Source organism: Rhodospirillum sp. A1_3_36, from assembly GCF_047263945.1.
Classification (GTDB): domain Bacteria; phylum Pseudomonadota; class Alphaproteobacteria; order Rhodospirillales; family Rhodospirillaceae; genus Rhodospirillum.
In genome coordinates this window covers 40,176-62,894 of sequence record NZ_JBLAVB010000012.1, presented here as the reverse complement: position 1 = coordinate 62,894, position 22,719 = coordinate 40,176, and the positions used below count along the sequence as shown (strand labels likewise).

Sequence of the window (22,719 nt, the reverse complement as noted above, 5' to 3'; positions counted from 1 at the left end):
GGTCGGGAAAATGGGGAGGCGGTCAATGTTCACCCAGGTACAATTCGGCCATGCGGTCGTCGGCCAGGAGGGTCTCGGCTGCGTCGTTGATCACCACCTTGCCGCTGTCCAGGATATAACCCCGGTCGCTGATGGCCAGGGCTTGGCGGGCCCGCTGTTCCACCAGAAGGACGGAGACGTCCAGGTCCGGCAGGGTCTTGATGGTGTCCAGCACCTGATGGACCAGGGCCGGAGAGAGGGCCGCCGTGGGCTCATCCAGGATCATCAGCTTGGGCTGGGGCATCAGCGCCCGGGCGAAGGCCAGCTGCTGGCGCTCGCCGCCGGACAGGGCCCCCGCCTTGGTGCTGCGCCGCTCGTAGAGGGCGGGGAAGCGGTCGAGCATGACCTTGATGCGGGCGCTCCGGTTGGTAACGCCTTCGACGACCTCCAGGTTTTCCTTGATGGTCAGGCTGGGGAAGACATTGTTGACCTGGGGGACGTAGGAAATGCCCAGGCCGATGCGCTTCTCGCTGGCGACACCCAGCAGGCTGGAGCCCAGGAAATCCATGCGGCCCGATACCCGCTTGAGCAGCCCCATCAGGGCCTTCACCAGGGTGGATTTTCCCGCGCCGTTGGTCCCGGCGATGGTGACGATTTCCAGCGGATCGACCCGTAGGGAAATGTCGGTGATGATATCCACGTCCCCATAACCCGCAGAGAGGCCCGCGACATTCAGGACGGTCTTTTCCGTGGTGGCTCCGCTCATGACGCGGCCCCTCCCATATAGGCCTCGCGGACCCGGGGGTCGGCCAGGACGGTGTCCGGATCGCCCTCGGCCAGCAGAACCCCGTTGTCCAGAACAAACAGGGTCTCCACCAGACGCGAGAGGCCCGGAAGGTTGTGTTCCACGATCAGGAAGCCGATGCCCTTGCTGGACAGCTCCGCTATGCGTTCGGAGATCTCGCCGATGAGCACCGGATTCACCCCGGCGAACGGCTCGTCGAGCAGGATCATGCCCGGCTTGACCATCAGCGCCCGCCCCAACTCCAGCAGCTTCCGTTGACCGCCGGACAGGCCGGACGCGGGTTTGTCCGCGAGATGGCTGAGATTGAGGAAGGAAAGCCAGCCGTCGGCCTCCTCGGCGATGCGGTCTTCTTCTGCGCGGATTTTGCCCGGGCGCAGGAAGATGGAGAGCAGCCCTTCCCCCGTTTGGTTGGGGGCGGCGGCCATCAGGTTTTCCCGGACCGTCAGGGAGCCGAACTCCCGGGGCACCTGGAAGGTCCGCCCCATGCCCAGGCACACCCGCTCCATGGCCGACAGGGCCGTGATATTCTGGCCCTTGAAGTGGATGGAGCCCGCGTTGCCCGGCTGGAAACCGGTGATGATCGAGAACAGGGTGGATTTGCCCGCCCCATTGGGGCCGATCATACCCGACAGACCGGTGGTGGGCGCGGCGAAGGTGACGCCTTCCAGAACCCGAACGCCCCCGAAGGACTTGTGGATGCCCTGGATGGACAACAGGGATTCGGGTGACGCCTTGGTGGATCGGGATGTCATCGTTTGTCTCCTCCCCCCAAAATGCCTTCGGGCCGGAACCGCATGAGCAGGATCAGGGCGAGGCCAACGATGCCCAGGCGTACCGAGGACATTTCCACCTCCGCCACACCGGGTAGAATATCGCGCAGGAAGCGGGAGCCTTCCAGAAAGCCCAGCAGGATGCCCGTGCCGAGCACGGCACCGCCAACCCGCCCCGCCCCGCCAAGGATCATGGCCACCCAGATATAGAAGGTCAGCAGGGAGACGAACTGATCCGGCGCGATATAGGTGATGTAATGGGCGTAAAGGGCACCACCCAACCCGGCAAAGGAACTGGACAGCACGAAGATAGCGACCTTGAAGCGGCCCGGGTTCTTGCCCAGGGCGCGCACCGCGTCCTCGTCATCGCGGATGGCCTGGATCATGCGCCCGAAGGGGCTGCGGACGAGACGACCACTCAGCCAGATGACGCCGACCACGGCAGCCAGGGCGACCAGGAAGGTCAACAGGGTGGAATCGATGGTTCCCTCCAGTCCCAAGCCGCTGGCGAGGGAGGGCAGCCCCGGCAACCCTCGCACGCCACCGGTCAGCCAGCTTTCGCTGGAAATCACCAGACGGATCACCTCCGCATAGCCCAACATGACGATGGCGAAATACTCGATACGCAGACGCAGCGAGAGCAACCCCACGGGCCAGGCCGCCACCGCAGCAGCGAGGGCGGCGAGCGGTAGGGTCAGCACCAGGGGCCAGCCCTGCAAACTCAGAATGCCCGAGGTATAGGCGCCAATGGCGAAAAAACCGACAACGCCGAAGTTGATCAGGCCGGTGAAGCCGAATTGCAGGTTCAGCCCCAGGGTCATCAGGGCGTAGATCAGGGCGACGACGGCGACGGCGAGAAGATAGGCTTCCATGTCTCGTGTCCTCCCTTATCGAACCAAGGCGTTCTTGGAGAACAGCCCTTGCGGTCGGATGAGCAGCGTCAACAGCAGAACCAGGAACCCGACGGCGATCTTATAAGTGAAGCCGACGAAGGGGGTGGACAGCTCCTGGGTCATGCCAATCAGCAGGCCGCCCAGGACCGCGCCGATGGGATTGCCGATGGTTCCCAGGATGGTCGCGGCAAAGGCGGGCAGCAGCAGGTCCCAGCCCATTTCCGGGGAGACCACCGTCTTGATACCCAACAGCGTCCCCGCAAGCCCGGATAACAACCCGGCCATGATCCACATGACCAGGAGGACCCGGTTGGCATTGATGCCTCCAGCCCGGGCGAGGTCGGCATTGTCGGCGACGGCGCGCATGCGCTTGCCGATGGGGGTCAGATGCAGGGTGGCGAAGACGGCGGCCAGGGCCAGGATAGCGGCGCCGATGACCATCAGGTCCGTGGGTTGGACCCGCAGGGGACCGAAGACCATAGCCCGGGTGATGGGCAAGGGATAGACCTGCTGGTCATGGCCCAGGAAGAAGGTCAGGACAGCCCGGACCAGGAAGGCCACGCCGATGGAAGCGATCAGCGAGGACACCGGAGGCTTGCTGGCCAGGGCGCGGAACACCAGGAAATAGGCCGCAACCGAAAGCACCGCCGACAGGGCCATGCCCATCAGGATGATGGCCAGGGATCCGCCCCCGATGGCCGGGGCGAGCAGTCCAGCGAAGGCCCCCGCCGTGGCAAGATCGCCCGTGGCGGCGTTGGGGAAGCGGGCGATGCCGAAGACGAGTGTGATCGACAGGGCGGCCAGGGCGACAATCAGGCCGAGGACCAACCCGTTGAACGCCAGATTGAGCAAATAGGTGGAATCCAATGAAGGACCCTCCGGACGCGGGGAAAAAGGGGGGTCGGGAACTCTCCCTGGGGATTACAGGGGGGAGCAGGGAGAGTCCCCGACCAGGGAGGGGGCGGTCCCCTCCCTATGGGCGTGCGTGATGGCGTGCTAGAGCGGAATGAGGAAAAGTGTGCGCGGTTTTCCGTCTCTTTCCGCTCTAAGTATATGATTTAGATCACGTTTATGAAATTAGGTCGGGCAGACCTGATTTCATCGTGATCTAGTCGCCGAGTTTGATCACCGCTTCACGGTCGATGGCACCGTCCTTGATCACCGACAGGCTGAAGTCGGGAGTCACATCGCCGTATTGGTCGAAGGCGAGTTGGCTGGAGGCCCCTTCGTAGTTGATGGTCTTGCCTGCGGCGAGGGCCGCTTTCCCTTCCGCAAAGGAATAAACCTTCTCACCCTTGGCATCGTCCACGGCACGCAGGCGGGAATTGATGCCTTTCGGCGTCAGGTCGGAACAGTCGGCCTCCATGGCCAGGCCCCAGAGGGTCATCATGTCATGGGTCATAGCCGCATAGACGTTGCTGTTCCCCGGATTGCCCGTGGCCTTCTCATAGGCCTTGGCGAACATCTCATAGGAGGGGGCCTTTTCATTACTGATAGAATCAACGGCGATGATGCCCTCGGTCACTTCGGGGCCCAGGGCCTCGACCAGCTTGTTGTTGGCCGCCCAACCGGGAATGATCCATTTCAGGTCCGGGTTCTCGCCGCTCTGATACCATTCCCGCAGGATGATGGTCGTGTCAGGCAAGTAGGACCCCATGACCACCACGTCCGGCTTGGCGGCGAGAATTTCCTGGAGTTCAGAGCGATAAGAGGGCTGTTTGGGCTCGTAAACCACCTTGGCAACGACATCGCCGCCCATGCCGGTCCAGGCTTCGGTAAACCCTTCGGTATTGCCCAGACCGGACGCATTGTTGAAAGCCATGGTAGCCGGGCGCTTGAAGCCGCGCATCTCGGCGATCTTGGCGAAGGCCTGGCCAAAACGACCATTGGTCGCCTGGAACCGCCAAACCAGATCGTCCTTGTCCTCAGTGGAAATGGCCGGCGCGCCGGAGGTGTTCATCTCCGGGATTCCGGCTGCGGTGGTGATCGGCATGACGGCCAGGGTGATGCCCGAGGACCAGGTGCCCATGATCACCTGGACCTTGTTCACTTCGACCAGCTTCTTGGCGGCCAGGACTGCGGCATCTGGCGAGGTCTGGGTATCTTCGGCAATGACCTCGATGGTCTTGCCGCAGGCGCCGCCCTCGGCGTTGATGCTGTCCGCCTCCGCCAGGATGGCCTTCTGCATGCCCGGGCCATAGGGTCCCCCAGCGCCGGAGACGGGGTTCAGGGCGCCGACCAGGAAGGGTTCTGCAGCCTGCCCCAAGCCCGTGGACAGGGCCAGGGCCATCGCCAGGGTCGAGACACCGGTCAGGGCGCGACGGGAAGAGACGCGGGAGAGTCGGGGAAAGGCCATGAAGATGTTCCTTTGCTCGGGGAGAAAGCCGGACCTCAATTGAGGAATGGCCGGGAGGACTGGGGAATGTCGAGGGCCAGACGGCCGTCAAGGATGGCCGTCAGCATGGTTTTCCAGACACCGCGCAGGGCGTCGTAATAAGCCGGGTCGCTGGGCCGCAGCACGGTTTGCACGCCCATGCCCCGCAGCAGGCAAAGGGTCAGGTTCAGAACCGTGGTCACCTCCCCTTTGCCCAGATGGGCGGCGGGGAAAAACTCCCGCCAGGTTTCGTCCAAGGCTTGGTGGAAACGCTTGACCACCGGGATCATGGCGGCGCGCACCTCATTGTCGGTGCGGGCCACCGTGACGTGCTCGAGGGTCAGGTAGAACAGACGGCCGGAGAAATGCTCGGTCCACAGGTAGTCGACGAAGCTTTCAACGGAGATCTCTTCGTCCCGCACCCGGTGGGCTTGGGCGCGGATATCCTCGGTTGAATTAATCAGCAGGTCTTCGATGGAGGCGACGATCAAGGTGATCTTATTGGGGAAATGGTGAAGCATGGCGCCCCGGGAGACACCGGCCTTGTCGCAGATCCGCTGGGTGGTGAGGTTCTGATACCCCTCCTCCAGCAACACATCGAGGGTGGCGGAGATGAGCTTCGCCCGCGTTTCCTGGGTCCGCTCCTCCTGTGTGCGACGAGGACGGGAAGGGTTTCGGGGGGGACCTGCGCTCCCTGGTGAATTATTTTGCATCCGCGAAGGTCTCCGCTTTCATTGCCTAGAAAACAGACTGAATTCAAAAAAACAAACAGTCAAGACGTATTGTTTTTTTGAATGCGGAATACACCTATTGGATTTTTTCAGATGCAGATGCTATGCAAAATTTAACAAGGTAAAAGTTTGTTTCTTTTTAGGAGATGAATATAAAAACCTTGTAAAGGCATAGTCTTTTTGGAATTGATGAAAGTAATTGGGGTGTATGAAATTCCATTTATTTCTGGACTTCCTCTTTGTTTAAGGGTTGGCTTAGGCTGATGGTTGTGATTTAACCTTCTTATGAAATCGCCGTACAGATCCCTCTTGGGAGACGCGGATAAGGATGTCCTGATCCGGGATCCGGACGCGATTCTCGAATCCCTGGCCCGCTTCTGTGAACGGACCCTGAAAACTCACACCATGAATAATCAAGCGAATCTATGGCACAGGACGCTAGGGCCTCTGCTCATTCTCCTCTAAAAATACCGTGCTCGGAATGACCCTGCGATGGCGGTTTGATCTCGGCTGCGGCTCGTGCTACATGCCCTGGGTCTCGGACGCGCGCGTCCCCACTTCACTAGACTGGATTGGCATGGAAGAGATCGGGTGTCCGATCCACTCCACGCCCCGCTCCAGGCGGATTTGGCCGGGCCATGCCCATATTCTATTTGTATAGAGCGCTGACCACCCTTGGGGGGCCAGTCATCGACGTCTTGTTGCGGCACCGCCAGCGACGTGGCAAGGAAGATGCCGTACGACTGGGGGAACGGCTTGGCTATCCGGGCCTACCCAGGCCGCCGGGGCCCCTTGTCTGGACCCATGGGGCCAGCGTGGGTGAGGCCAAGGCTCTGCTTCCCTTGATCAAATCCATCCTGGATCAACGTCCCGGCCTGTCGGTCTTGTTGACCACGGGTACGGTGACGTCCGCCCGGGTGGTCGCGGAAGCTCTTCCCGAAGGGGCCTTTCATCAATTCCTTCCTGTGGACAAACCCGCTGCTGTTCGACGCTTCCTGGATCACTGGTCGCCGGATCTGACGCTTTGGAGCGAATCCGATTTCTGGCCCAATCTGATGGTGGCTGCGGGCCAGCGGAACAAACCCATGGTGCTGTTGAACGGTCGCATTTCAGACCGGTCCCATGCCTCCTGGAGACGACACAGGGGGCTCGCCAAGCGGATGCTATCGGGGTTTTCCCTTTGCCTTGGACAAACCGACCGCGATGCGAGGCGACTGGCTGAGATGGGTGCGCCCCAGGTGGCTTGTCTGGGCAACTTGAAATGCGCGGCTCCTCCCGACCCTGCCGACCCGGAAAGCCTCACCCAGGCGCGTGCTGCCCTGGGATCCCGTCCCCGCTGGTTGGCCGCGAGTACCCATGCTGGAGAAGAGGCCCTTGCCGGGCGAGTCCATCGGGCGCTGAAAACCCGTTTCCCCAACCTTCTGACGATTATCGTTCCCCGCCATCCGGACCGGGCGGACGGTGTCGCCGAGGAGCTGAGAGGACAAGGGTTGTCCTTGGCCCGGCGGTCTGAGGGCTGGCCGGAGCCCGGAACGGATATCTTTCTGGGCGATAGTATGGGCGAGATGGGGTTGTACTATCGCCTGTCCACCATCGTGGTCATGGGCAAGACCCTGGTCAAGATGGGGGGACAGAACCCCCTGGAGCCGGCCTTGCTCAATTCAGCCCTGCTTTGGGGGGCTGGGATGACAAACTTCACGGATATGGCCCTGCGCCTCCGGGCGGCGGGCGCTGCCCGCGAAGTGGCGGATGAAGCCAAGCTGACCGAAGTTTTGGGCGAGTTGCTGGGGCGACCGGATATGGTCGCTGACATGGCCAAGGCTGGCCGCCTTTGGGCCGAAGGGGAAGGGGCTGTGCTGGGACGGGTGCTGAATGCCCTCTCCCCCTATCTGGACCCGCTGGGTCCCCCCACCCCAGATGCCCATCCTCGCATCGGTCGTTCTGGGACGGACCGAGATGGGTGACACCAGGGTAAGAGCCAGGGTAAGCGATAGATGAAAACCCCCGACTTTTGGCATACGGACGCTTTCCCGGCGCGTCTTCTGGAACCGGTGGGGTTGCTTTACGGTTTGGCGACGCGCCGCCGCTTGGTGAAGGGGGGAGCCGGACTGCGTCTGCCTGTCCCGGTGATCCGTGTGGGCAACCTGACCGCCGGAGGCGCAGGCAAGACTCCCGTTGCGATGACCGTCATGGACATTCTGCGGTCCCGGGGTGTCAACGCCCATTTCCTCTCCCGGGGGCATGGGGGCCGTCTTGCTGGGCCCGTCCGTGTGGATCCTGCCACCCATGGGGCGGAGGATGTGGGGGACGAACCCCTGCTGCTCGCCGCCCGGGCGCCCTGCTGGATCGCACGGGACCGGGCGGCAGGCGCAAGGGCTGCTGTGGCCGCTGGCGCCAAGGCCTTGGTTATGGATGACGGGCACCAGAATCCCGCCTTGGCCGTGGATCTTTCCCTGGTGGTGGTGGATGGAGGTTATGGCTTCGGGAATCGTCGCTTGATCCCCGCGGGTCCCCTGCGCGAACCCATAGCTCCTGGATTGCGTCGGGCCGAGGCCGTGGTCATCCTGGGTGAAGATAGCGCCGATATCGCCCGCTGGATTCCCAAGGGGAAACCAACCCTTGATGCATTTTTGGAGCCGGGTCCCGAGGCTGCCCGTCTGGTTGGGCGGAAAGTGGTTGCTTTCGCTGGCATCGGCCGCCCGGGAAAGTTTTTTGCCACCCTCCGGCAGATCGGCGCTCGGGTTGTTGCTCAGCACCCCTTCGCCGACCACTATCCCTATGCTGCGACGGATATCCAACCCATTTTAGACGAGGCCTATGATCTCGGTGCGTTGCCGGTGACCACGGCCAAGGATGCCATACGCCTTCCCGCTGACCAGCGCCCCCAGGTGGATGTCCTGGGGGTTCACGCCCGTTTCACCGAACCGGATCGGTTGGCGGACTTGGTAGACCATGTCATGGAAGCGGTGGCTCTGGCGGCTCCGGCCCCCCCCTGAAACCACAGAGATTTCCTGTGCCGACAGACTGCTCAGGCGGAATGAGCAAAAGGATGTCGCAGTTTTCCGTCTCGTTTCGCTTTAACCATATAACTTATACCAAGCGGCGCGGGTTGAAACCCACGCCGCTTTTCTTGCGTTCAAACGCCAGGCGGGCTTTTACCCGCCATAAGGCGCGGCGGCCACTTGGCCGCTTCCAAGGTGCGGTGAGGCAAACTCACCGCACCTTGGTATTAGAGTGCTCCAAGATCAGGTTGGGCCAAGACGTGGCCCAACCTGATCTCTGGTCACTTTAAGCGCGGCTGATCATCACCATGAAGGGAATGTCGCCATGGGCCAGTTTCAGAACTCCCACGGCGGTGACCACTCCCAACTCGTGGTTTTTCAGGGCCGTCTGGATCTCGTAGCGGATGTCTTCTTTGGGCAGCTCCACGTGGTCCACGTATTCCATGAAGGCCTCGATCAGGCGCATGCGCGACTGTTCCATGAGGTGGTTCTCAGATTCAAATTCATAGATGTTCTGAGCGCCGGTTTCGGCATCGAACATCACGGCTTTGTATTTGGTCATGGAAATTGGCTCCGCTGATGGTTCGAACCCTTGGTTACGACCCACCGTGTTTTTGATTGGTCAATTTGTCGCGACATATGAGCGGTTTAGGTGCTTGCCTTTGCTCTATACCAAGGGACTCAAATGGATCGTTTGGCTCCCTTGACGTGAGGGGTTGTACAGGCCTCCGCTCTCTCTAAAAAATGTCATTCCCATTCCATTGGTGCAATCGCTGCGGCTGATTGTCATGAAAGCTTCATTGCCCGATTGTGCCGAAAGAGGGAGGGGTTTTATGCAAGGTGCGGGGAATTGGACGCACCGCGCCTTATGGCGCGTCAAAGCCAACCGCGCCTTATGGCGCGTCACAGCCAACCGCGCCTTATGGTGCGTCACAGCCAACCGCGCCTTATGGCGCGTCAAAGTCAGCTTGGCGTTTGAACGCAGGACAAGCGGCGTGGGGTTCAATCCGCGCCGCTCGGGATTTGCTTCATTCTTAAACGCATAAAGCAATTTGAGTGAGCCAAGTCACGGTATACGACAGTGTCCCGTCCTTTTTTGGGCGATTGCCCAACCCTCCATTTTTTATGGCCAGGGGTCTGGGGCCTTTCGGCCCCAGTGGGGGACGGGGCAAAGCCCCGTAACGGGAAAACACCCATTGCCGTGTACCGTGGACCCAAATGTTGCGTAATTTGTTTTGGAGTGCCTTTGAGGCCACGTTGGGCCAAGACGTGGCCCAACGTGATCTCTGAGCACTCTAGCCGGGTGGTAGGACGGGTACGGCTCGGGCCGCGTCGATTTGTTTGGGGGAAAATCCGAAGACTCGGTCCAGGTCCGGATCGTCCAAGGCAAAGGGCAGGGTCGTACGCAGGTGCTTGACGACGCCATTGCGCAATTCCGGTTTGATGGGGGACCAAGTGAAGAACAGGGCCGAGCGGGCTTCGTATTCCCGGGTTTCCGGGGAATCGCAGAGTTCGCGAACGGCCATGGCCATGTCAGGGCAGTGGCCGCAATAAACCCAGAGCCCTTTCACGCCTACGTTCCAGGTGATGAAGACACCCCCCCGTCCCTTCAGCCGGTCTGCCTTGCCATACATCTGAAGAAGACGACCGTACTTCAGCTCACTGTTTCGTTGCCAATAGGGCTCGGCGGGCTTCGCGGCGGCTTTTCCCCCGAAGATGGCCGAAAGAAATGACATGAAAATGAACTCCTGGCACAGTGGAGGAACCGATACTCATCAAACATATGATACACCCCCCTTAAGGCAGGATTAAGGATGGAGACGTTGTTGTGGTCTTGGTGACGAAGGCCCTAACCGGGATCTCGTCGTTTGATTTCGTGCATCGACCCCAACGAAGGCTTCAGCCGGAGTTTGGAAAGTTGACGCATAAACAAAGGTTTAGTGCACTAGACGCTGAATCTTTTGACGGCGTCGGAGCGCTGGAATCTTATACGTGGTGTCTCGCGTAGACCGGAAAACCGGTTGTCCGGTCCGCGTTCCCTTTGGCCCCCATTTTTCCGTTCGATACTCCAATGCATTCCCTCAAAACCTACCCTGGAGCAAAGTACGCTCAATGTCCCCTTGGATGTCGTTCAAGAACTATTGGCAGACAAAGGTCATCAACGCGAAACGGCTGGAACACCTTCCACCTCGTCTCGCTCCCCATTTCGACGGCACGGAAACTGTTCTCGATGTCGGCTGTGCCAATGGTCAAATGGCCCTGGAGCTGACCCGGTACAGGCCCGGCCTGTCGGTTTCCGGTGTGGATATCTTCGTTCCCGACAAGCCGCTGATTCCGTTTACGCGCTACGATGGGATGACCTTACCCTATGGGGACAATGCCTTTGATAGCGTCACGTTACTGGATGTCCTGCATCACGACCGGTCCCCAGAGCGGGTGCTGGGGGAGGCGCTGAGGGTCTCGCGGCGCAAAGTGGTGATCAAGGACCACTTCTGGCGAACACGGCTGGATTTTGTGACTCTGTGCTACTTCGATTACGTGGGAAACCGGCTGAACGGCACGCCCTTGCCCTTCTCCTATCAAAGCATGGATGGGTGGCGGGCGCTCTTCACATCCCTGGGCGCCCGCCTCTTGGTCACCGAGACCTTTCGGATGCATGTCAAGGACCCCTGCAAGCAGGTCATTTTCGTTCTGGAAAAGGCGCCTGAGTCCGCATTGTGACGGCCCTTCCAGCCGAACGAGGACCCTCCCACTCGAGTTGGAAGTTTTGTCTGCCGGTATGGTACAGTCCCTCATGACAGGATTAAGAACGGAGACGTCACCGTGACCATACCGAGGAACGCTCAAGCCGTGATCGACTTGCTGGGGTTGCAACCCCATCCCGAAGAGGGGGGGTGGTTCGCTGAGACGTGGCGGACGGAGGAAACCATTCCTGCGGATGCCCTGGATGGGCGCTATGGTGGGACAGTCAGAAATCATGGAACCGCAATCTATTATTTGGTGACACCGGAGACTTTTTCTGCCCTCCATAAGTTGGAAAGCGACGAAGTATTCCATTTCTACATGGGGGACCCCGTTGAGCAACTTCAGCTCTTTCCCGATGGGACGGGCCAGCTTGTGACTCTGGGGCAGGATCTGGAGAGAGGGCAGCGGCCCCAGGTCATCGTTCCCCGGGGCATCTGGCAGGGGGCCAAGCTGGCCGAAGGGGGATCCTGGGCGCTGATGGGATGCACTGTCGCCCCGGGCTTCGATTTCGCCGACTACGAACACGGCCAGCGCGCTGTCCTGACCGAAGGCTGGCCCGCCCATGCCCATGCCATTGCCGCTTTGACTCCGGGGTAATCATCGGTCCGATGCGCTTCACCTACGATATGCCCCTGTACCGTCCCCCGTCGGAGGGGGACAACCTGATTCTCCAGGCCACCTTGGGATGCGGGCATAATACCTGTGCCTTTTGTTCCATGTACCGAACCAAGACCTATACGGTCCGACCTTTGGACGCGGTTATCGCCGACATGGAGGCTGCTGCTGCTGTCTGGCCCGACGCCCACCGGGTCTTCCTGGCCGACGGAGACGCCCTGCGTCTGCCTGCGAGCCACCTGATGGCTCTGCTCGAGGCTCTGGCACAGCGTTTCCCTCGGTTGGCTCGGGTGAGTTGTTACGCCACGCCCGGCGATATCCTACGCAAGACGGAGGCGGAACTGGAGGCTTTGCGCGCAGCCAAGCTTTCCCTGCTTTACCTGGGCGTGGAAAGCGGCGAGGCCGAGACCCTGAAGCGGATCGCCAAGGGGGCAACGCCAGACTCCATTGCGAGGGCGCTCACCCGGGCGCGGGAGGCTGGGATGAAGGTCTCCGCGACCGTCATCCTCGGCTTGGCCGGGCAGGGGCGTTGGCGGGCCCATGCGGAAGCCACCGCTGCGTTGATCAACAAGGCGCCCCCCACCTACCTGTCGACCCTGCAACTGCACCTGGACCCCCTGCAAAAGGCGCCGTTTCTGAAGCGGCAGGAGGAAGACTTCGCTTTTCAGGACGACCTGGGGGTTCTCTCCGAGCTGGAGGTCCTGCTGGAACGGCTCGCTCCGCCTACCCCTGTGATTTTCCGCTCCAACCATGCCTCCAACGCCCTGGCCTTGGCGGGAAACCTGCCGAAGGATGGGCCGCGATTGCTGAGTCAAGTCCGTGCGGCCCGGGAGGGCCTCGCGGGGCTTAGGCCCCGATGGGAGGGGGGGCTTAGGCCCCAATGGGAGCGGCGGTTGTAAGCGAAACCGGTTCGGCCGCTCCACCGGTCCGCCCGTCTTGAAGGTGCGTGACGGCCATTGGCCCGGGGTATGGAACCTGGGATAGTCTCTTGATCGGAAACGGACGGCCTGTTGGAGTTGAGGGAAAAGGATGACAAAAGGGATTTTGATTACGGGCGCCTCCCGGGGGATCGGGCGGGCCACCGCTATCGGCGCAGCGCGGCGCGGGTGGTCTGTGGCTGTCAACTACCAGGGCGATGTCGGGGCCGCCGAGCAAGTCGTCGCTGCCTGCGAGGCGGAGGGGGTGAAAGCCTTTGCGATCCGAGGGGATGTCTCCCGGGAGGACGAGGTGCTGGCCCTGTTCGATCAGGCCGAATGGGGATTGGGCGCCCTGGATGGTGTGGTGCTCAACGCCGGTGTCGTCGCCCCTACCGCGGCGCTGGCCGACTATACATTGGAGCGGATGGAGCGGGTCTTCGGGATCAACACCCTGGGGGCTTTCCTTTGTGCGCGGGAGGCCGCCCGGCGGCTGAAACCGGGGGGCTCCATCGTCGCGGTATCCTCCGTCGCGGCCCGCCTTGGTTCGCCCCATGAGTATATCGATTATGCCGCTTCCAAGGCTGCCGTGGATTGTCTGGTGCTCGGTTTATCCAAGGAACTGGCGCCGCAGAACATCCGGGTCAATGCCGTGCGTCCAGGATTGGTGGAGACGGAGATTCACGCCAGTGGTGGTCGTCCGGATCGGGTGGCGGCCCTGTCTCACCAAGTTCCCATGGGCCGGGGGGGACTGCCCAGCGAAATCGCTCCGGCAATCCTTTGGCTGCTGTCCGACGAGGCCAGCTATACCACGGGCGCCCTCTTGGACGTCAGCGGTGCCCGGTGAAGGAGGCTTTCGTCTCTCGTCTTTTTTGGGCGATTGCCCAAACCCATTTGGGGGCCGATGCCCCCAAACCCCCATTTCTCTTTTATGAATAAGGACAGGGGGGCTCTGGGGCCTTTCGGCCAGTAAATGCCTGGGCTCTGGGGCCTTTCGGCCCCAGTGGGGGAGGGGGAAAATCCCCCTGTCGTGTCCCTTGGCCAAGACGTGGCCTGACTTGATCTAGGGAAGCCATCGGCAAACGCGGCGCCGCCCCGCACTCCCTCGATGACAAGGCGGTCTCTCCGCGAAAAGACCGCCTTCTATTCCGCAGCGAGGGTATCGGTGCGTCGGAAAAACAGGGCTTGGGCGATGGTCACCTTGACCGTATCCACGGCAAAGGGCTTCGTGACCAAATAGGTGGGTTCCGGACGTTGGCCGGTGAGTAGACGTTCCGGATAGGCGGTGATGAAAACGATGGGAATCTCCCGATCGCCCAGGATGGTCTTCGCGGCCTCGATACCAGAGCCACCCTCGGCCAATTGGATGTCGGCCAGAACCAGACTGGGAGAGGTGCTCCGCGCCAGAGAGATGGCTTCTTCCTGTGTCGCGGCGATACCCACCACCCTGTGGCCCATGCTTTCAACGATATTGGCGATATCCAAGCCGATAATCGGCTCGTCCTCAATCACCAGAACATCCATGGACTCCTGGTGGGCCAAGGTCTGCCGGGCCCGCTCCACCTGGGTGGCGCAGTCCTTTTCGGTTACGCCAAGGATGCCCGCCGCTTCGGTTTGGGTGAACCCCTCCATGACGACCAGCAGCAGGGCTTGACGGTCCTCCGTCGGCAGGGTGCCGACCCGGCTTTGGATATCGGTGGAGGATGGGGAGTCATCCGCCGTCAACCCGCCCGCAGCGCGCCAAACCGTTTGAAAGAGTTCGTACAGACGGACACGGGCCGTTTCCGGATCGGGAATGACCGAGGGGTCGGCGACGACCACTTCCAAAACCTGCTTGACGAAAGCATCCCCCGTTTTCTGGGATCCGCAAAGGGCCCGGGCATACCGGCGCAGATAGGGAAGGTGGTGGACAACGGCTTGGGATTGGGCCGTGGCGGGCATGGGTACCCCCTTGGTGGTTCATCCGATGGGAGGGCGCGGACCAAACGACCGGTCCCGAGTGACATATCGCGATCGGTCCATCCGTCTGGATCTCTCGACCGAAACCCCGGCCAAACCCTGATTGGCCCCGCCCACATTCCTGTTCTAAACACCTGGGGCAGGGGATTGGTTCCCGCAAGCCTGACTTTTTTCTTGCCCCTTCTCCGCAGTGTTCTTCCTGCCTGAAGGGGCAATGTCTTGAATGGGAAGGAGGGGGGCTTGAATGGGGAGGGAGAGGGGCATGAGGGTGGAGCGATTTTTTTCAACATTGGGGGAACTGGCCGGTGGGCCAAGCGTTTTGGACTCAAGCGGATTTGGACGGATGTCTGGCATCGTAGGCGTCCGCTTCCGACGGAAGGTCTTTGCCTATTGGAGAGTGATCCCCAATCTTCCATGGATAGAGCAGCGGGTAAGCCACCGCGACCGCCGCGACCGTGGTCCCTTGAACACCATTTAGCGAGTAAGCCAATGACCCCTTGGAAGGACATATTTTCCCGACGTCCGGTTTGCAAACCGGACAGCGAGTCCGATGGACGGCAAGGCGCCCCGTCCCCGGGCATGCGGGACGGAGGCCTTTCTCAGTCGGCGACTCCTGGCCCTGCGACGCATGGTTTCCGCTCACCCTCCTCGGCTGAGGAGCGGTGGTTGGGAAGTTATTTGCGGCGCGCTTATGACGATGTGGTCGCCGAACCCCTTCCCGAAAGCTTCGGCGATCTGTTACGGCAATTGCAGGAAGACGAGGGGGAGCCCATGGGCGGTTCCTCCGCTTCCTCCTTGACCGGTTCCCGATGAGCGACGTGAAACCAGGAGAGTCTCCCATGGACCACCGCCCTTCGTTGTCGGTTGAGGCCGATGCAATATTGACGGCTGCCCTCTCCCCCCCCGAGGATGACGCTTTGGATGATGCCGCCCTGGAGGGCGGTGTTTTGGGCGATGGCACCCTGTCAGAAGACGCTACCCAGTCAGAAGACGCCACCCTGTCAGAAGACAATGCCTCCGAAACCGCTGTGGCACCTGTCCGGCGGGAAGATCGGAATGCCTTGCCCCGGGCGACCTTCAACCGATTGCTGACCGAAAATCTCTCCCACATGCGGGCCTTTGCCCGATCCTTAACAGATGACCGCGCCATGGCCGATGACTTGGCCCAGGAGGCTGCGACCCGCGCCCTGTCCAGTCGAGGCAGCTATCACGCAGGCACCAACTTCCGTGCCTGGGTTTTTACGATTGTGCGGAACTGCTTTTATTCCGAGCATCGCCGCAAGTGGCGCGGTATGGAAAAGGGCAATGAGGAAGCCATGCTGCGCGCCGGGTCTCCGGAAACCCAAGAAAGTGGCCTGCGGCTGGAGGATTTCAAGCGCGGGTTCGCCATGTTGTCGGAGGAGCAGCGCGAAGCCCTGGTCCTGGTCGGAGCCTGCGGCTTCGACTACCAACAGGCTGCCGAGGTGTCCGGCTGTGCCGTTGGCACCATGAAAAGCCGGGTCTCCCGGGCTCGCACCGAATTGCGGTCCCTGCTGGACGAGGACTCCCTGACCGGCAGCCGCGCGGACTTCGCTGCCGCCTCGGGCGGGGATTTCGAACGGCAAATGGACCGGAGTTTGGAATCGGAGTAGGACGGCTCGTCATGCTGCGGGTTTGGGGTCGGAGGTCCTCTCCTCCTTTCCAGCTTGGACCAAGGGGCCGACAACTCTGTGTCCCTCTTGTGACGCACCCTTTGGGCGCAAGGGAGCCCGCGTGACCAAGATGCAAAGGGAGGGCTCTCCGGATCGGAAGGCCCCAGATGGGAAAGCCACCGTCGCGCAAGACGGCGCCGGACGGGGGACATGGTGGGATCGGTTCGGCCATCTGTTCGGCCGGGGGGCTCCCCTTCGGCGGCAGGTCCTGATTCTGCTCGCCCTGGCTCTATTGCCGGGCGCGGCCTATGCCGGTTTGGTGGCCCATAGCGCCTATCTGGCCGATCAGGAACGGGTCAGAGTGGATTTGCGTCACCGGGCCGAGGCCGCAGCCAGCCGGGAGAGGGATATTGTTCTGGGGGCCGAGCAGGTCGCCAAGGTTCTGGCCCTGACGCCAAACCTTCTGGACGATCCCGCCCTTTGCGCCGAAACCCTGGCGCGGGTGCGCGATGGGTTCTCGGACTATCATGCCGTCCTGGCGTCGGACGCGGCGGGTGGGGTCATTTGCGCCGCGCCTGCGCCGGGTCGGGTTCCGCCGCCGTCCGTTTCCTCAAGGCCTTGGTTCCAATCCCTCATGTCCCAGGGCCGCCCAACCCGTGCGGCGGCTCCCACGCCGCTGGCCGAAGGGGAAGCGGCGATGATCATTGCCGTGCCTATTCCCGGTCCCGAAGGACAATCCATCGGTGCCGTCGCCTTGGTCCCGAAACTGGAAAACGGATTGATCCTGGACGAACAGGAGGCCAGCGCCGAAGGGGCCTATCTTCTGCTCGATTCCAAGGGGGAGGTTTTGCCTGGCACGACCGAGAACGGCCTGTTGCCAGAAGGGGGTGTGCCTGCCGCACCCCGGGCTTTGGGGGGGACCCCCCTGGTTTTTACCGGAACGGGGCAGGACGGAGTGGACCGCATTTATGCCCTGACCACCTTGCCCCGGGGCTCTGTGGGTGTCCTGTTCTCTCAACCGGAGGAGTCGACTCTGGATTGGGTGCGCCGGGATATGGTCAACCGTCTGATCGGTCCCTTCGCCATGCTGCTGTTCACCCTGGCCGTGACCTGGGTGGCCATGGACCGCCTGGTTCTCCACTGGCTGGGTCGCTTGCGTCGGACCGCGCGGGTCTATGCCCGGGGGGCTTTCGATCACCGCCCGGCCCTGGCGGAAGCCCCCCAGGAAATCCAGGAGTTGGGCTCTACCCTAAATCGCATGGCCGACACTATTCAGCATCGGGAACAGGAGCTGGAGGAAAACCTGCACCGCCGGGAAATCCTGCTGAAGGAGATCCACCACCGGGTGAAGAACAATTTACAGGTGGTCTCCAGCCTGCTGTCCCTGCAACACCGGGGGCTGCCGGAAGGGGCGGCCAAGGTGGCGCTGATGCAGGCCCAAACCCGGATCAATGCCCTGGCCACGGTCCACCGGAACCTGTATGTGACCGACGATCCCACCCTGGTCGATCTGGGGGTGTTCAGCCAGGAATTGGCCCAATTGACCCACGATGGTTTGGGTGCGGCCTCGCGCAATATTCGCCTGGAAACCAACATGGAGCCGGATGTGAAGGTCAACGGCGATCAAGCCGTTCCCCTGGCCCTGATCCTCACCGAAACCATGAGCAACTCCATCAAACATGCCTTTCCCCAGGGATCGGTTCCCCCGGTGTCGGGTAACGTGATCCGGATCATTCTGGCCCGTCTGGCCAGGCCGACAGGGGGCCAAGTCGGCCCTCTGTTCACCCATGAATTGATCATGGAAGACAATGGCGTCGGCCTTGTTGGCGAGGGGGAGAGGCCCCCGGAGAGCGGCTTTGGCGGGGTAAGGGGCGCGCGCGGCCTTGGTGCGACCTTGATCCCCAGTCTGGCGCGGCAGGCCGGAGGCAAGGCGGAGACCTCCGCCCGCCCCGGCGGGGGAACCCGGGTGCGGGTTCTGTTTAACGAAGCGACCCAAAGCCCACCGCCCTTCCGCGCCGTGACGGACCCATGAGGGAGAGCCAATCGGGAGGGAGTGAGGGGGCCTCGCCCTGGGTTCCCCTGATCCTGAACCCCCGTGCCGGATCCCTGCTGAACCTGGACGTCGAGGCCTTGGCCCGACGCCTCTCCGCCCGCTTGGAGCGGCAGGGGATCCGGGTGGAGCGCCATCTGGTTTCCGGCAAGGAGGTCCACGGCCTGGCGCGCAAGGCGGTTGCTTCTCCCACTCCGCCCCTGGCCGTGATCGTTGGCGGAGGGGATGGGACGCTGCTGGCGGCGGCGGATGCGTTGATCGGCGGCCCGGTGCCTTTGGGTATTCTCCCCCTGGGCACCCTGAACCTCCTGGCCAGGGATCTGATGCTTCCCCTGGATCCGGATGCTGCGGTGGAGGCCATGATGGGCGGCCTGTCCGGTCGGGTGGATGTGGCGCGGGTCAATGGCCGTCCCTTCCTCAACCTGTCCGTTCTGGGGGTGAAATCGGCGATCACCCGGTTTCGGGAACAGCGCCGGGGCCGTTTGTCGCCCTGGGCCTGGGTTCGGGTCATGGGCCATGCTTTGAAGCTCTACCGCCGGGCGCCCCGCTCCCGCCTGGAGGTGGTGGCCGATGGCGAGGTCTTCCGGGTGCGGGTCCATGCCCTGGGGGTGTCGAACAACCTTTATAACGACACGCCGGGTCCGGCCCTGAGCCGGGACCGGATCAATGGGGGGCGCCTGGGGCTGTACATCGCCGGGCACCGGGGCCATTTGGGGTTATTGAAGCAACTGGCGGGCCTGCTGTTTGGCCGATGGAAGACGGATCGGAACCTGGTGGTGCGCGAGCCGGAAAGTCTGTCCATCCACGGCAAGCGGGCGCGCATTCACCTCACCATTGATGGGGAGCCGATGCTGGAAACCGCGCCCCTGGTCTTCACCCTGGAGCCCTCAGCCCTGCTGGTGCTTGCCGCCTCCGGTGCGGCGGACCGGGTAAGCGACCCTCAGCCCTCACCGTTAAGGACGCGCCCATGACCCGGCCCATGACTCGGCCCGTGACCCGGCCCATGACCAGAATTGCCCACCTCTCCGACCTGCATTTTGGCCGGGTCGATGACCGCGCCGTTGGGGCTCTGGTCGAGGATTTGCGTGCGTTGGCTCCGGATTTGGTGGTGGTGAGTGGCGACCTGACCCAACGGGCACGGCGAAAACAGTTCCGCGAGGCCCGGGCCTTCCTCGATTCCCTGGAGCGGCCCCTTCTGGTGGTTCCGGGAAACCACGATGTGCCCTGGCATATTCTGCCCGGACGCTTCCTCGGCCCCCATGGGCGGTTCCGGCGGATAATCTCGCCCGATACCCGGCCCATCTACCGGGAGGGAGACCTGATCGTCGCCGGTCTCCCGACCTCGCGTGCGGCGGTGGCCCATTGGAACTGGTCCCTGGGCCGGATCTCCACCTCCGGCGCGCAACGGGTGGCGCAGGCCTTCCATCACCACTCGGAGGCCGGTCTGCGCATCCTGGTCACCCATCACCCCCTCGTGCCCATGGAGGGGGTGGGACACCGGCATGTGGCCTTCAACGCCAAACGGGCGCTCGCCATCCTGGGCGCGGCGCGGGTGGATGTGCTGCTGGCGGGGCATGTGCACCGGAGCCAATCGGGTTGCGTCACCCTGCCCGGGGGAGCACAGGGCGATTGGCACTGTGTCACCGCCCAAGCCGCCAGCGCCGTCTCCACCCGCCTGCGGGGGGAGCCCAACGGCTATAACCTCATCGAGGTTGAGGGGACATCGATGGCTGTGCAAACGCGGATTTGGGAGCCGGGCGAGGCGGCGTTTCGGGAGGGGGAAGTGAAGCGGTATCGGCGGGGAAATGGGGGGTGGGGGTGATGTAGAGTTTGGGATGATGGTTTTGGTGGGGAAGCTTGAATGAAAAGCGAGTATAAGATTCCTAATCCTGGGGTCGTGGGTTCGAATGCAGTCGGGGACACCAAATGCAATTTCTCAATCCACGAATCCGCTTCGGTGCTCACCATTGATACGTAGATCTATTTTTTCGACCACTTCATGTCTTGACAAGAAAATCTGAGGGTGAATGCAAACCCTTACTGCCGATAATTCGAAATACCTTAACGTCAGTAAGAGAAATGGGAAAAGAATATGCGTGGAGGACTTGGACGACTCATTGATTTTTTCCATCACCGCATTCGCCCCGAAACGCCGTTGGAGGCCCTTCATGTCGCTGCCTTCGATGGCGATGAAGCGACAATAAAAAATCTCATTCGACATAAAAATGTGGACGTTAACATTGCTATATCGACGATCATGGGAGCCTCTATAAAGAAAACTCCATTATTCCTCGCAGTACAAGAGGGAAACATTTCAGAGGCAAAACTACTTATTGAATTAGGGGCAGACATAGAAGTAGTTAACAGCATCGGCATAACGGTTCTCATGGAAGCAGCGTCCTGTGGAGACCCCGAAGCGGTTGACCTACTGCTGAATTCAGGGGCATCTACAAAATTTGAACGTGCAGATGATGGAGCAACGCCCTTGAGTTTTTGTACCCACGCCGATATCGGCGATCTGGGTATTTCGCAACTCATGGCCAAACTGATTGATGCTGGTGCGAATGTAGAGCAACCAATTCATGCCCCACAAAGTGTTTTGATGCTTGCGGCACGAAAAAATCTACCTTTGGCAATAGAAGTGCTCTTGCGAGCAGGCGCGGATCCCGACCGAAAATGCGCATTGAAATGGGCCAAAAATTGGACTGCTCTGGATCACGCGATCAACGAACGATCAAATGAAGCGGTCGAAATCCTCACCAAAGTTACCCGCACTCCTCCAATAGCGAGACCAGGGTTAGTTTCTTAGAGCCCGACTCAAAACTCTATGAAGGATAGCAATATCTTGCGATCCTCCTGGTAGTAAGGCGGATATGGGCGACATTGAGCCAAGCCTCGGAGGAGAGGGTTGATCTCTCCCAATCCTTGGCGAGGTGTCGGCACCGTCCAAGCCAGGCGAAGGTGCGTTCGACGACCCATCGTCGGGGAAGAACTTCGAAGCCTTTGCTTTATCAGTGCGCTTCACGATTTCCAAGGTCCACTCCCCGAGTTTCTCCAAGGAGCCCCGGAGTTTGGGCCCCGCATAGCCACCATCGGCGAACACGTGACGCAACCAAGGGCGGATCGAGGCGAGCACGGTCGGCTGTCCGTCCCAATCCTGGATGTCGGCTCCGTGGATGTTCAGGCCGACCAACAGCCCCAGCGTGTCGGCGACGATATGGCGCTTGCGGCCCTTGATCTTCTTGCCTGCGTTGTAGCCCGCAATCCCGCCGCTTTCCGTTGTTTTCACGCTCTGGCTATCGATCACGGCGGGGTCGGGCTTGCCTCACGCCCGACCGCCTCTCGTGCCGCCATGACAAGATGATGGTTCACCGTGCGCACCAGTCGTAGAAGTAGCCCCGCACAGTGGACACGGGTGGGAAATCATTCGGCAACATGCGCCATTGGCACCCCGTGGCGGCCATGTCAAGGATCGCGTCGAAGGCGTCCCGCAGATCCGTCGTGCGTGGCTGCCCCACACGCTTTGGTCCCGGCAGTAAAGGCGCAATCAAAGCCTATTCCGCATCAGTAGCATCGCTTGCGTAACGCCGACCCGTCCGTTCATACTTGGTGCGAGTGATTCCAGTCCTCATGTTGTGTCTCCCGGTTGCTTCAATACCAACCAAGGAATCACAAATAGCTGAAATCACTCAACTCTTTTCCAATCAGGCTCTCAGAGTTGGAAAGCCGATGTAAGCAACCATAAAAAGGCAGTGCCACACGACATTGATAAACTCAGTATTTCTGAACTCACGAGGAGTATTGCGTTTTCCCAAGCGAGACTTGTTGTTGCTATTTTAATAACTATTGCAGGAATTTCATATAAAATTGGAACTAGGAAAACATTTTCAGAAATATTACTAGGGTGGCCTCGTAAATAAGATTGTGTGAAATAAATCTCTTGCGTAAATATAGAAATTTTATTTTGTTGATCCGCCGCAGGACGCAGCGTAAGGGTTATTTGGCTGTCCTTGCTTTTGGTCAAATAAAGAAATGGACCATCGTTCAAAGAATGGTAGAGCATTGTTTTGCATAAAGAAAATGGTGTCCCCGGCGGGATTCGAACCCACGGCCCCAGGATTAGGAATCCTGTGCTCTATCCTGCTGAGCTACGGAGACACGCACACCGTTTATACCCATGGTGCTCCCCCGGCGCAACGCCTGACCTGACACTCCTGGAGAGACATCGAAAAGTCCCGGAAAAAACCACGA

At 61.0% G+C, this 22,719-nt stretch carries 21 protein-coding genes, 1 tRNA gene and 1 pseudogene; 12 read left to right on the top strand and 11 right to left on the bottom strand.

Annotated features, from left to right (window positions below; genetic code table 11):
• Positions 1-22 precede the first annotated feature (22 nt).
• From ACLIRY_RS20110 to ACLIRY_RS20085, 6 genes are all read right to left on the bottom strand, one after another.
• The gene (locus ACLIRY_RS20110) at positions 23-745 is read right to left on the bottom strand and encodes an ABC transporter ATP-binding protein (protein ID WP_413207213.1); all 723 of its coding nucleotides are present in this window, start codon (positions 743-745) and stop codon (positions 23-25) included.
• The gene (locus tag ACLIRY_RS20105; protein WP_413207212.1) at positions 742-1,536 is read right to left on the bottom strand and encodes an ABC transporter ATP-binding protein; all 795 of its coding nucleotides are present in this window, start codon (positions 1,534-1,536) and stop codon (positions 742-744) included. Before ACLIRY_RS20105 ends, ACLIRY_RS20110 begins: the two co-directional genes overlap by 4 nt.
• On the bottom strand, positions 1,533-2,426 hold the full coding sequence (locus ACLIRY_RS20100; protein WP_413207211.1) for a branched-chain amino acid ABC transporter permease: 894 nt from the start codon (positions 2,424-2,426) through the stop codon (positions 1,533-1,535). Before ACLIRY_RS20100 ends, ACLIRY_RS20105 begins: the two co-directional genes overlap by 4 nt.
• Before the next feature lie 15 nt (positions 2,427-2,441).
• Entirely contained in the window at positions 2,442-3,314 is an 873-nt protein-coding gene (locus ACLIRY_RS20095; protein WP_413207210.1) for a branched-chain amino acid ABC transporter permease, read from the bottom strand.
• A 241-nt stretch (positions 3,315-3,555) separates the two neighbouring features.
• Entirely contained in the window at positions 3,556-4,803 is a 1,248-nt protein-coding gene (locus tag ACLIRY_RS20090) for an ABC transporter substrate-binding protein (RefSeq protein WP_413207209.1), read from the bottom strand.
• 35 nt (positions 4,804-4,838) lie between these two features.
• Positions 4,839-5,534, bottom strand: a complete 696-nt coding sequence (locus ACLIRY_RS20085; RefSeq protein WP_413207208.1) for a TetR/AcrR family transcriptional regulator — start codon at positions 5,532-5,534, stop codon at positions 4,839-4,841.
• A 656-nt stretch (positions 5,535-6,190) separates the two neighbouring features.
• Between ACLIRY_RS20085 and ACLIRY_RS20080 the strand changes: the two genes are divergently transcribed.
• Together ACLIRY_RS20080 and lpxK are read left to right on the top strand one after the other, a co-directional pair.
• A complete protein-coding gene (locus ACLIRY_RS20080; protein ID WP_413207207.1) occupies positions 6,191-7,516 on the top strand; it encodes a 3-deoxy-D-manno-octulosonic acid transferase in 1,326 nt (441 codons plus the stop codon).
• A 30-nt stretch (positions 7,517-7,546) separates the two neighbouring features.
• Positions 7,547-8,548, top strand: a complete 1,002-nt coding sequence (gene lpxK, locus ACLIRY_RS20075; RefSeq protein WP_413207206.1) for a tetraacyldisaccharide 4'-kinase — start codon at positions 7,547-7,549, stop codon at positions 8,546-8,548.
• Between the two features lie 292 nt (positions 8,549-8,840).
• Here lpxK and ACLIRY_RS20070 read toward each other — a convergent pair whose 3' ends face one another.
• Both ACLIRY_RS20070 and ACLIRY_RS20065 read right to left on the bottom strand, forming a co-directional pair.
• Positions 8,841-9,116: a hypothetical protein gene (locus ACLIRY_RS20070; RefSeq protein ID WP_413207205.1), complete on the bottom strand. Its 276-nt coding sequence runs from the start codon at positions 9,114-9,116 to the stop codon at positions 8,841-8,843.
• A 733-nt stretch (positions 9,117-9,849) separates the two neighbouring features.
• Positions 9,850-10,290, bottom strand: coding sequence for a hypothetical protein (locus ACLIRY_RS20065; protein ID WP_413207204.1), 441 nt, complete (start codon positions 10,288-10,290; stop codon positions 9,850-9,852).
• A 388-nt stretch (positions 10,291-10,678) separates the two neighbouring features.
• Between ACLIRY_RS20065 and ACLIRY_RS20060 the strand changes: the two genes are divergently transcribed.
• From ACLIRY_RS20060 to ACLIRY_RS20045, 4 genes are all read left to right on the top strand, one after another.
• Positions 10,679-11,275 carry a class I SAM-dependent methyltransferase gene (locus ACLIRY_RS20060; protein ID WP_413207203.1) on the top strand — a complete coding sequence of 199 codons (597 nt, stop codon included), beginning with the start codon at positions 10,679-10,681 and terminating at the stop codon, positions 11,273-11,275.
• Between the two features lie 102 nt (positions 11,276-11,377).
• Positions 11,378-11,896 carry a cupin domain-containing protein gene (locus ACLIRY_RS20055; RefSeq protein WP_413207202.1) on the top strand — a complete coding sequence of 173 codons (519 nt, stop codon included), beginning with the start codon at positions 11,378-11,380 and terminating at the stop codon, positions 11,894-11,896.
• An 11-nt stretch (positions 11,897-11,907) separates the two neighbouring features.
• Positions 11,908-12,813: a B12-binding domain-containing radical SAM protein gene (locus ACLIRY_RS20050; RefSeq protein ID WP_413207201.1), complete on the top strand. Its 906-nt coding sequence runs from the start codon at positions 11,908-11,910 to the stop codon at positions 12,811-12,813.
• Positions 12,814-12,943: 130 nt separating this feature from the next.
• Positions 12,944-13,675 (top strand): SDR family oxidoreductase, encoded by a 732-nt coding sequence (locus ACLIRY_RS20045; protein WP_413207200.1) that lies wholly within the window; start codon positions 12,944-12,946, stop codon positions 13,673-13,675.
• Positions 13,676-13,971: 296 nt separating this feature from the next.
• Here ACLIRY_RS20045 and ACLIRY_RS20040 read toward each other — a convergent pair whose 3' ends face one another.
• On the bottom strand, positions 13,972-14,769 hold the full coding sequence (locus tag ACLIRY_RS20040; protein WP_413207199.1) for a response regulator: 798 nt from the start codon (positions 14,767-14,769) through the stop codon (positions 13,972-13,974).
• Positions 14,770-15,453: 684 nt separating this feature from the next.
• Between ACLIRY_RS20040 and ACLIRY_RS20035 the strand changes: the two genes are divergently transcribed.
• The 6 genes from ACLIRY_RS20035 to ACLIRY_RS20010 all read left to right on the top strand — a co-directional run bounded on the left by ACLIRY_RS20035 (position 15,454) and on the right by ACLIRY_RS20010 (position 21,277).
• Positions 15,454-15,600: a NepR family anti-sigma factor gene (locus ACLIRY_RS20035; protein ID WP_413207198.1), complete on the top strand. Its 147-nt coding sequence runs from the start codon at positions 15,454-15,456 to the stop codon at positions 15,598-15,600.
• Positions 15,601-15,626: 26 nt separating this feature from the next.
• The gene (locus tag ACLIRY_RS20030) at positions 15,627-16,418 is read left to right on the top strand and encodes a sigma-70 family RNA polymerase sigma factor (protein WP_413207197.1); all 792 of its coding nucleotides are present in this window, start codon (positions 15,627-15,629) and stop codon (positions 16,416-16,418) included.
• Positions 16,419-16,548: 130 nt separating this feature from the next.
• Positions 16,549-18,450 carry a sensor histidine kinase gene (locus ACLIRY_RS20025; RefSeq protein ID WP_413207263.1) on the top strand — a complete coding sequence of 634 codons (1,902 nt, stop codon included), beginning with the start codon at positions 16,549-16,551 and terminating at the stop codon, positions 18,448-18,450.
• On the top strand, positions 18,447-19,439 hold the full coding sequence (locus ACLIRY_RS20020; RefSeq protein WP_413207196.1) for a diacylglycerol/lipid kinase family protein: 993 nt from the start codon (positions 18,447-18,449) through the stop codon (positions 19,437-19,439). The genes ACLIRY_RS20025 and ACLIRY_RS20020 overlap by 4 nt, the downstream gene beginning before the upstream one ends.
• A complete protein-coding gene (locus ACLIRY_RS20015; protein WP_413207195.1) occupies positions 19,436-20,290 on the top strand; it encodes a metallophosphoesterase family protein in 855 nt (284 codons plus the stop codon). The genes ACLIRY_RS20020 and ACLIRY_RS20015 overlap by 4 nt, the downstream gene beginning before the upstream one ends.
• Before the next feature lie 270 nt (positions 20,291-20,560).
• Positions 20,561-21,277 carry an ankyrin repeat domain-containing protein gene (locus tag ACLIRY_RS20010; protein WP_413207194.1) on the top strand — a complete coding sequence of 239 codons (717 nt, stop codon included), beginning with the start codon at positions 20,561-20,563 and terminating at the stop codon, positions 21,275-21,277.
• A gap of 16 nt (positions 21,278-21,293) precedes the next feature.
• On the opposite strand, the pseudogene ACLIRY_RS20005 reads toward ACLIRY_RS20010, so the two are convergent.
• Both ACLIRY_RS20005 and ACLIRY_RS20000 read right to left on the bottom strand, forming a co-directional pair.
• Positions 21,294-22,100, bottom strand: a pseudogene (locus tag ACLIRY_RS20005) (IS5 family transposase).
• Between the two features lie 449 nt (positions 22,101-22,549).
• Positions 22,550-22,626: transfer RNA gene (locus ACLIRY_RS20000), tRNA-Arg, on the bottom strand.
• Between the last annotated feature and the right edge of the window lie 93 nt (positions 22,627-22,719).

What these genes read in the sequence shown, in the direction of transcription:
- ACLIRY_RS20085 (WP_413207208.1), bottom strand. Translation starts at nt 5,534, where the DNA reads ATGCAAAATAATTCACCAGGGAGCGCAGGTCCCCCCCGAAACCCTTCC.
- ACLIRY_RS20105 (WP_413207212.1), bottom strand. Translation starts at nt 1,536, where the DNA reads ATGACATCCCGATCCACCAAGGCGTCACCCGAATCCCTGTTGTCCATC.
- ACLIRY_RS20015 (WP_413207195.1), top strand. Translation starts at nt 19,436, where the DNA reads ATGACCCGGCCCATGACTCGGCCCGTGACCCGGCCCATGACCAGAATT.
- ACLIRY_RS20060 (WP_413207203.1), top strand. Translation starts at nt 10,679, where the DNA reads ATGTCGTTCAAGAACTATTGGCAGACAAAGGTCATCAACGCGAAACGG.
- ACLIRY_RS20110 (WP_413207213.1), bottom strand. Translation starts at nt 745, where the DNA reads ATGAGCGGAGCCACCACGGAAAAGACCGTCCTGAATGTCGCGGGCCTC.
- ACLIRY_RS20070 (WP_413207205.1), bottom strand. Translation starts at nt 9,116, where the DNA reads ATGACCAAATACAAAGCCGTGATGTTCGATGCCGAAACCGGCGCTCAG.
- ACLIRY_RS20065 (WP_413207204.1), bottom strand. Translation starts at nt 10,290, where the DNA reads ATGTCATTTCTTTCGGCCATCTTCGGGGGAAAAGCCGCCGCGAAGCCC.
- ACLIRY_RS20100 (WP_413207211.1), bottom strand. Translation starts at nt 2,426, where the DNA reads ATGGAAGCCTATCTTCTCGCCGTCGCCGTCGTCGCCCTGATCTACGCC.
- ACLIRY_RS20080 (WP_413207207.1), top strand. Translation starts at nt 6,191, where the DNA reads ATGCCCATATTCTATTTGTATAGAGCGCTGACCACCCTTGGGGGGCCA.
- ACLIRY_RS20020 (WP_413207196.1), top strand. Translation starts at nt 18,447, where the DNA reads ATGAGGGAGAGCCAATCGGGAGGGAGTGAGGGGGCCTCGCCCTGGGTT.
- ACLIRY_RS20040 (WP_413207199.1), bottom strand. Translation starts at nt 14,769, where the DNA reads ATGCCCGCCACGGCCCAATCCCAAGCCGTTGTCCACCACCTTCCCTAT.
- ACLIRY_RS20030 (WP_413207197.1), top strand. Translation starts at nt 15,627, where the DNA reads ATGGACCACCGCCCTTCGTTGTCGGTTGAGGCCGATGCAATATTGACG.
- ACLIRY_RS20050 (WP_413207201.1), top strand. Translation starts at nt 11,908, where the DNA reads ATGCGCTTCACCTACGATATGCCCCTGTACCGTCCCCCGTCGGAGGGG.
- lpxK (WP_413207206.1), top strand. Translation starts at nt 7,547, where the DNA reads ATGAAAACCCCCGACTTTTGGCATACGGACGCTTTCCCGGCGCGTCTT.
- ACLIRY_RS20025 (WP_413207263.1), top strand. Translation starts at nt 16,549, where the DNA reads ATGCAAAGGGAGGGCTCTCCGGATCGGAAGGCCCCAGATGGGAAAGCC.
- ACLIRY_RS20090 (WP_413207209.1), bottom strand. Translation starts at nt 4,803, where the DNA reads ATGGCCTTTCCCCGACTCTCCCGCGTCTCTTCCCGTCGCGCCCTGACC.
- ACLIRY_RS20010 (WP_413207194.1), top strand. Translation starts at nt 20,561, where the DNA reads ATGCGTGGAGGACTTGGACGACTCATTGATTTTTTCCATCACCGCATT.
- ACLIRY_RS20045 (WP_413207200.1), top strand. Translation starts at nt 12,944, where the DNA reads ATGACAAAAGGGATTTTGATTACGGGCGCCTCCCGGGGGATCGGGCGG.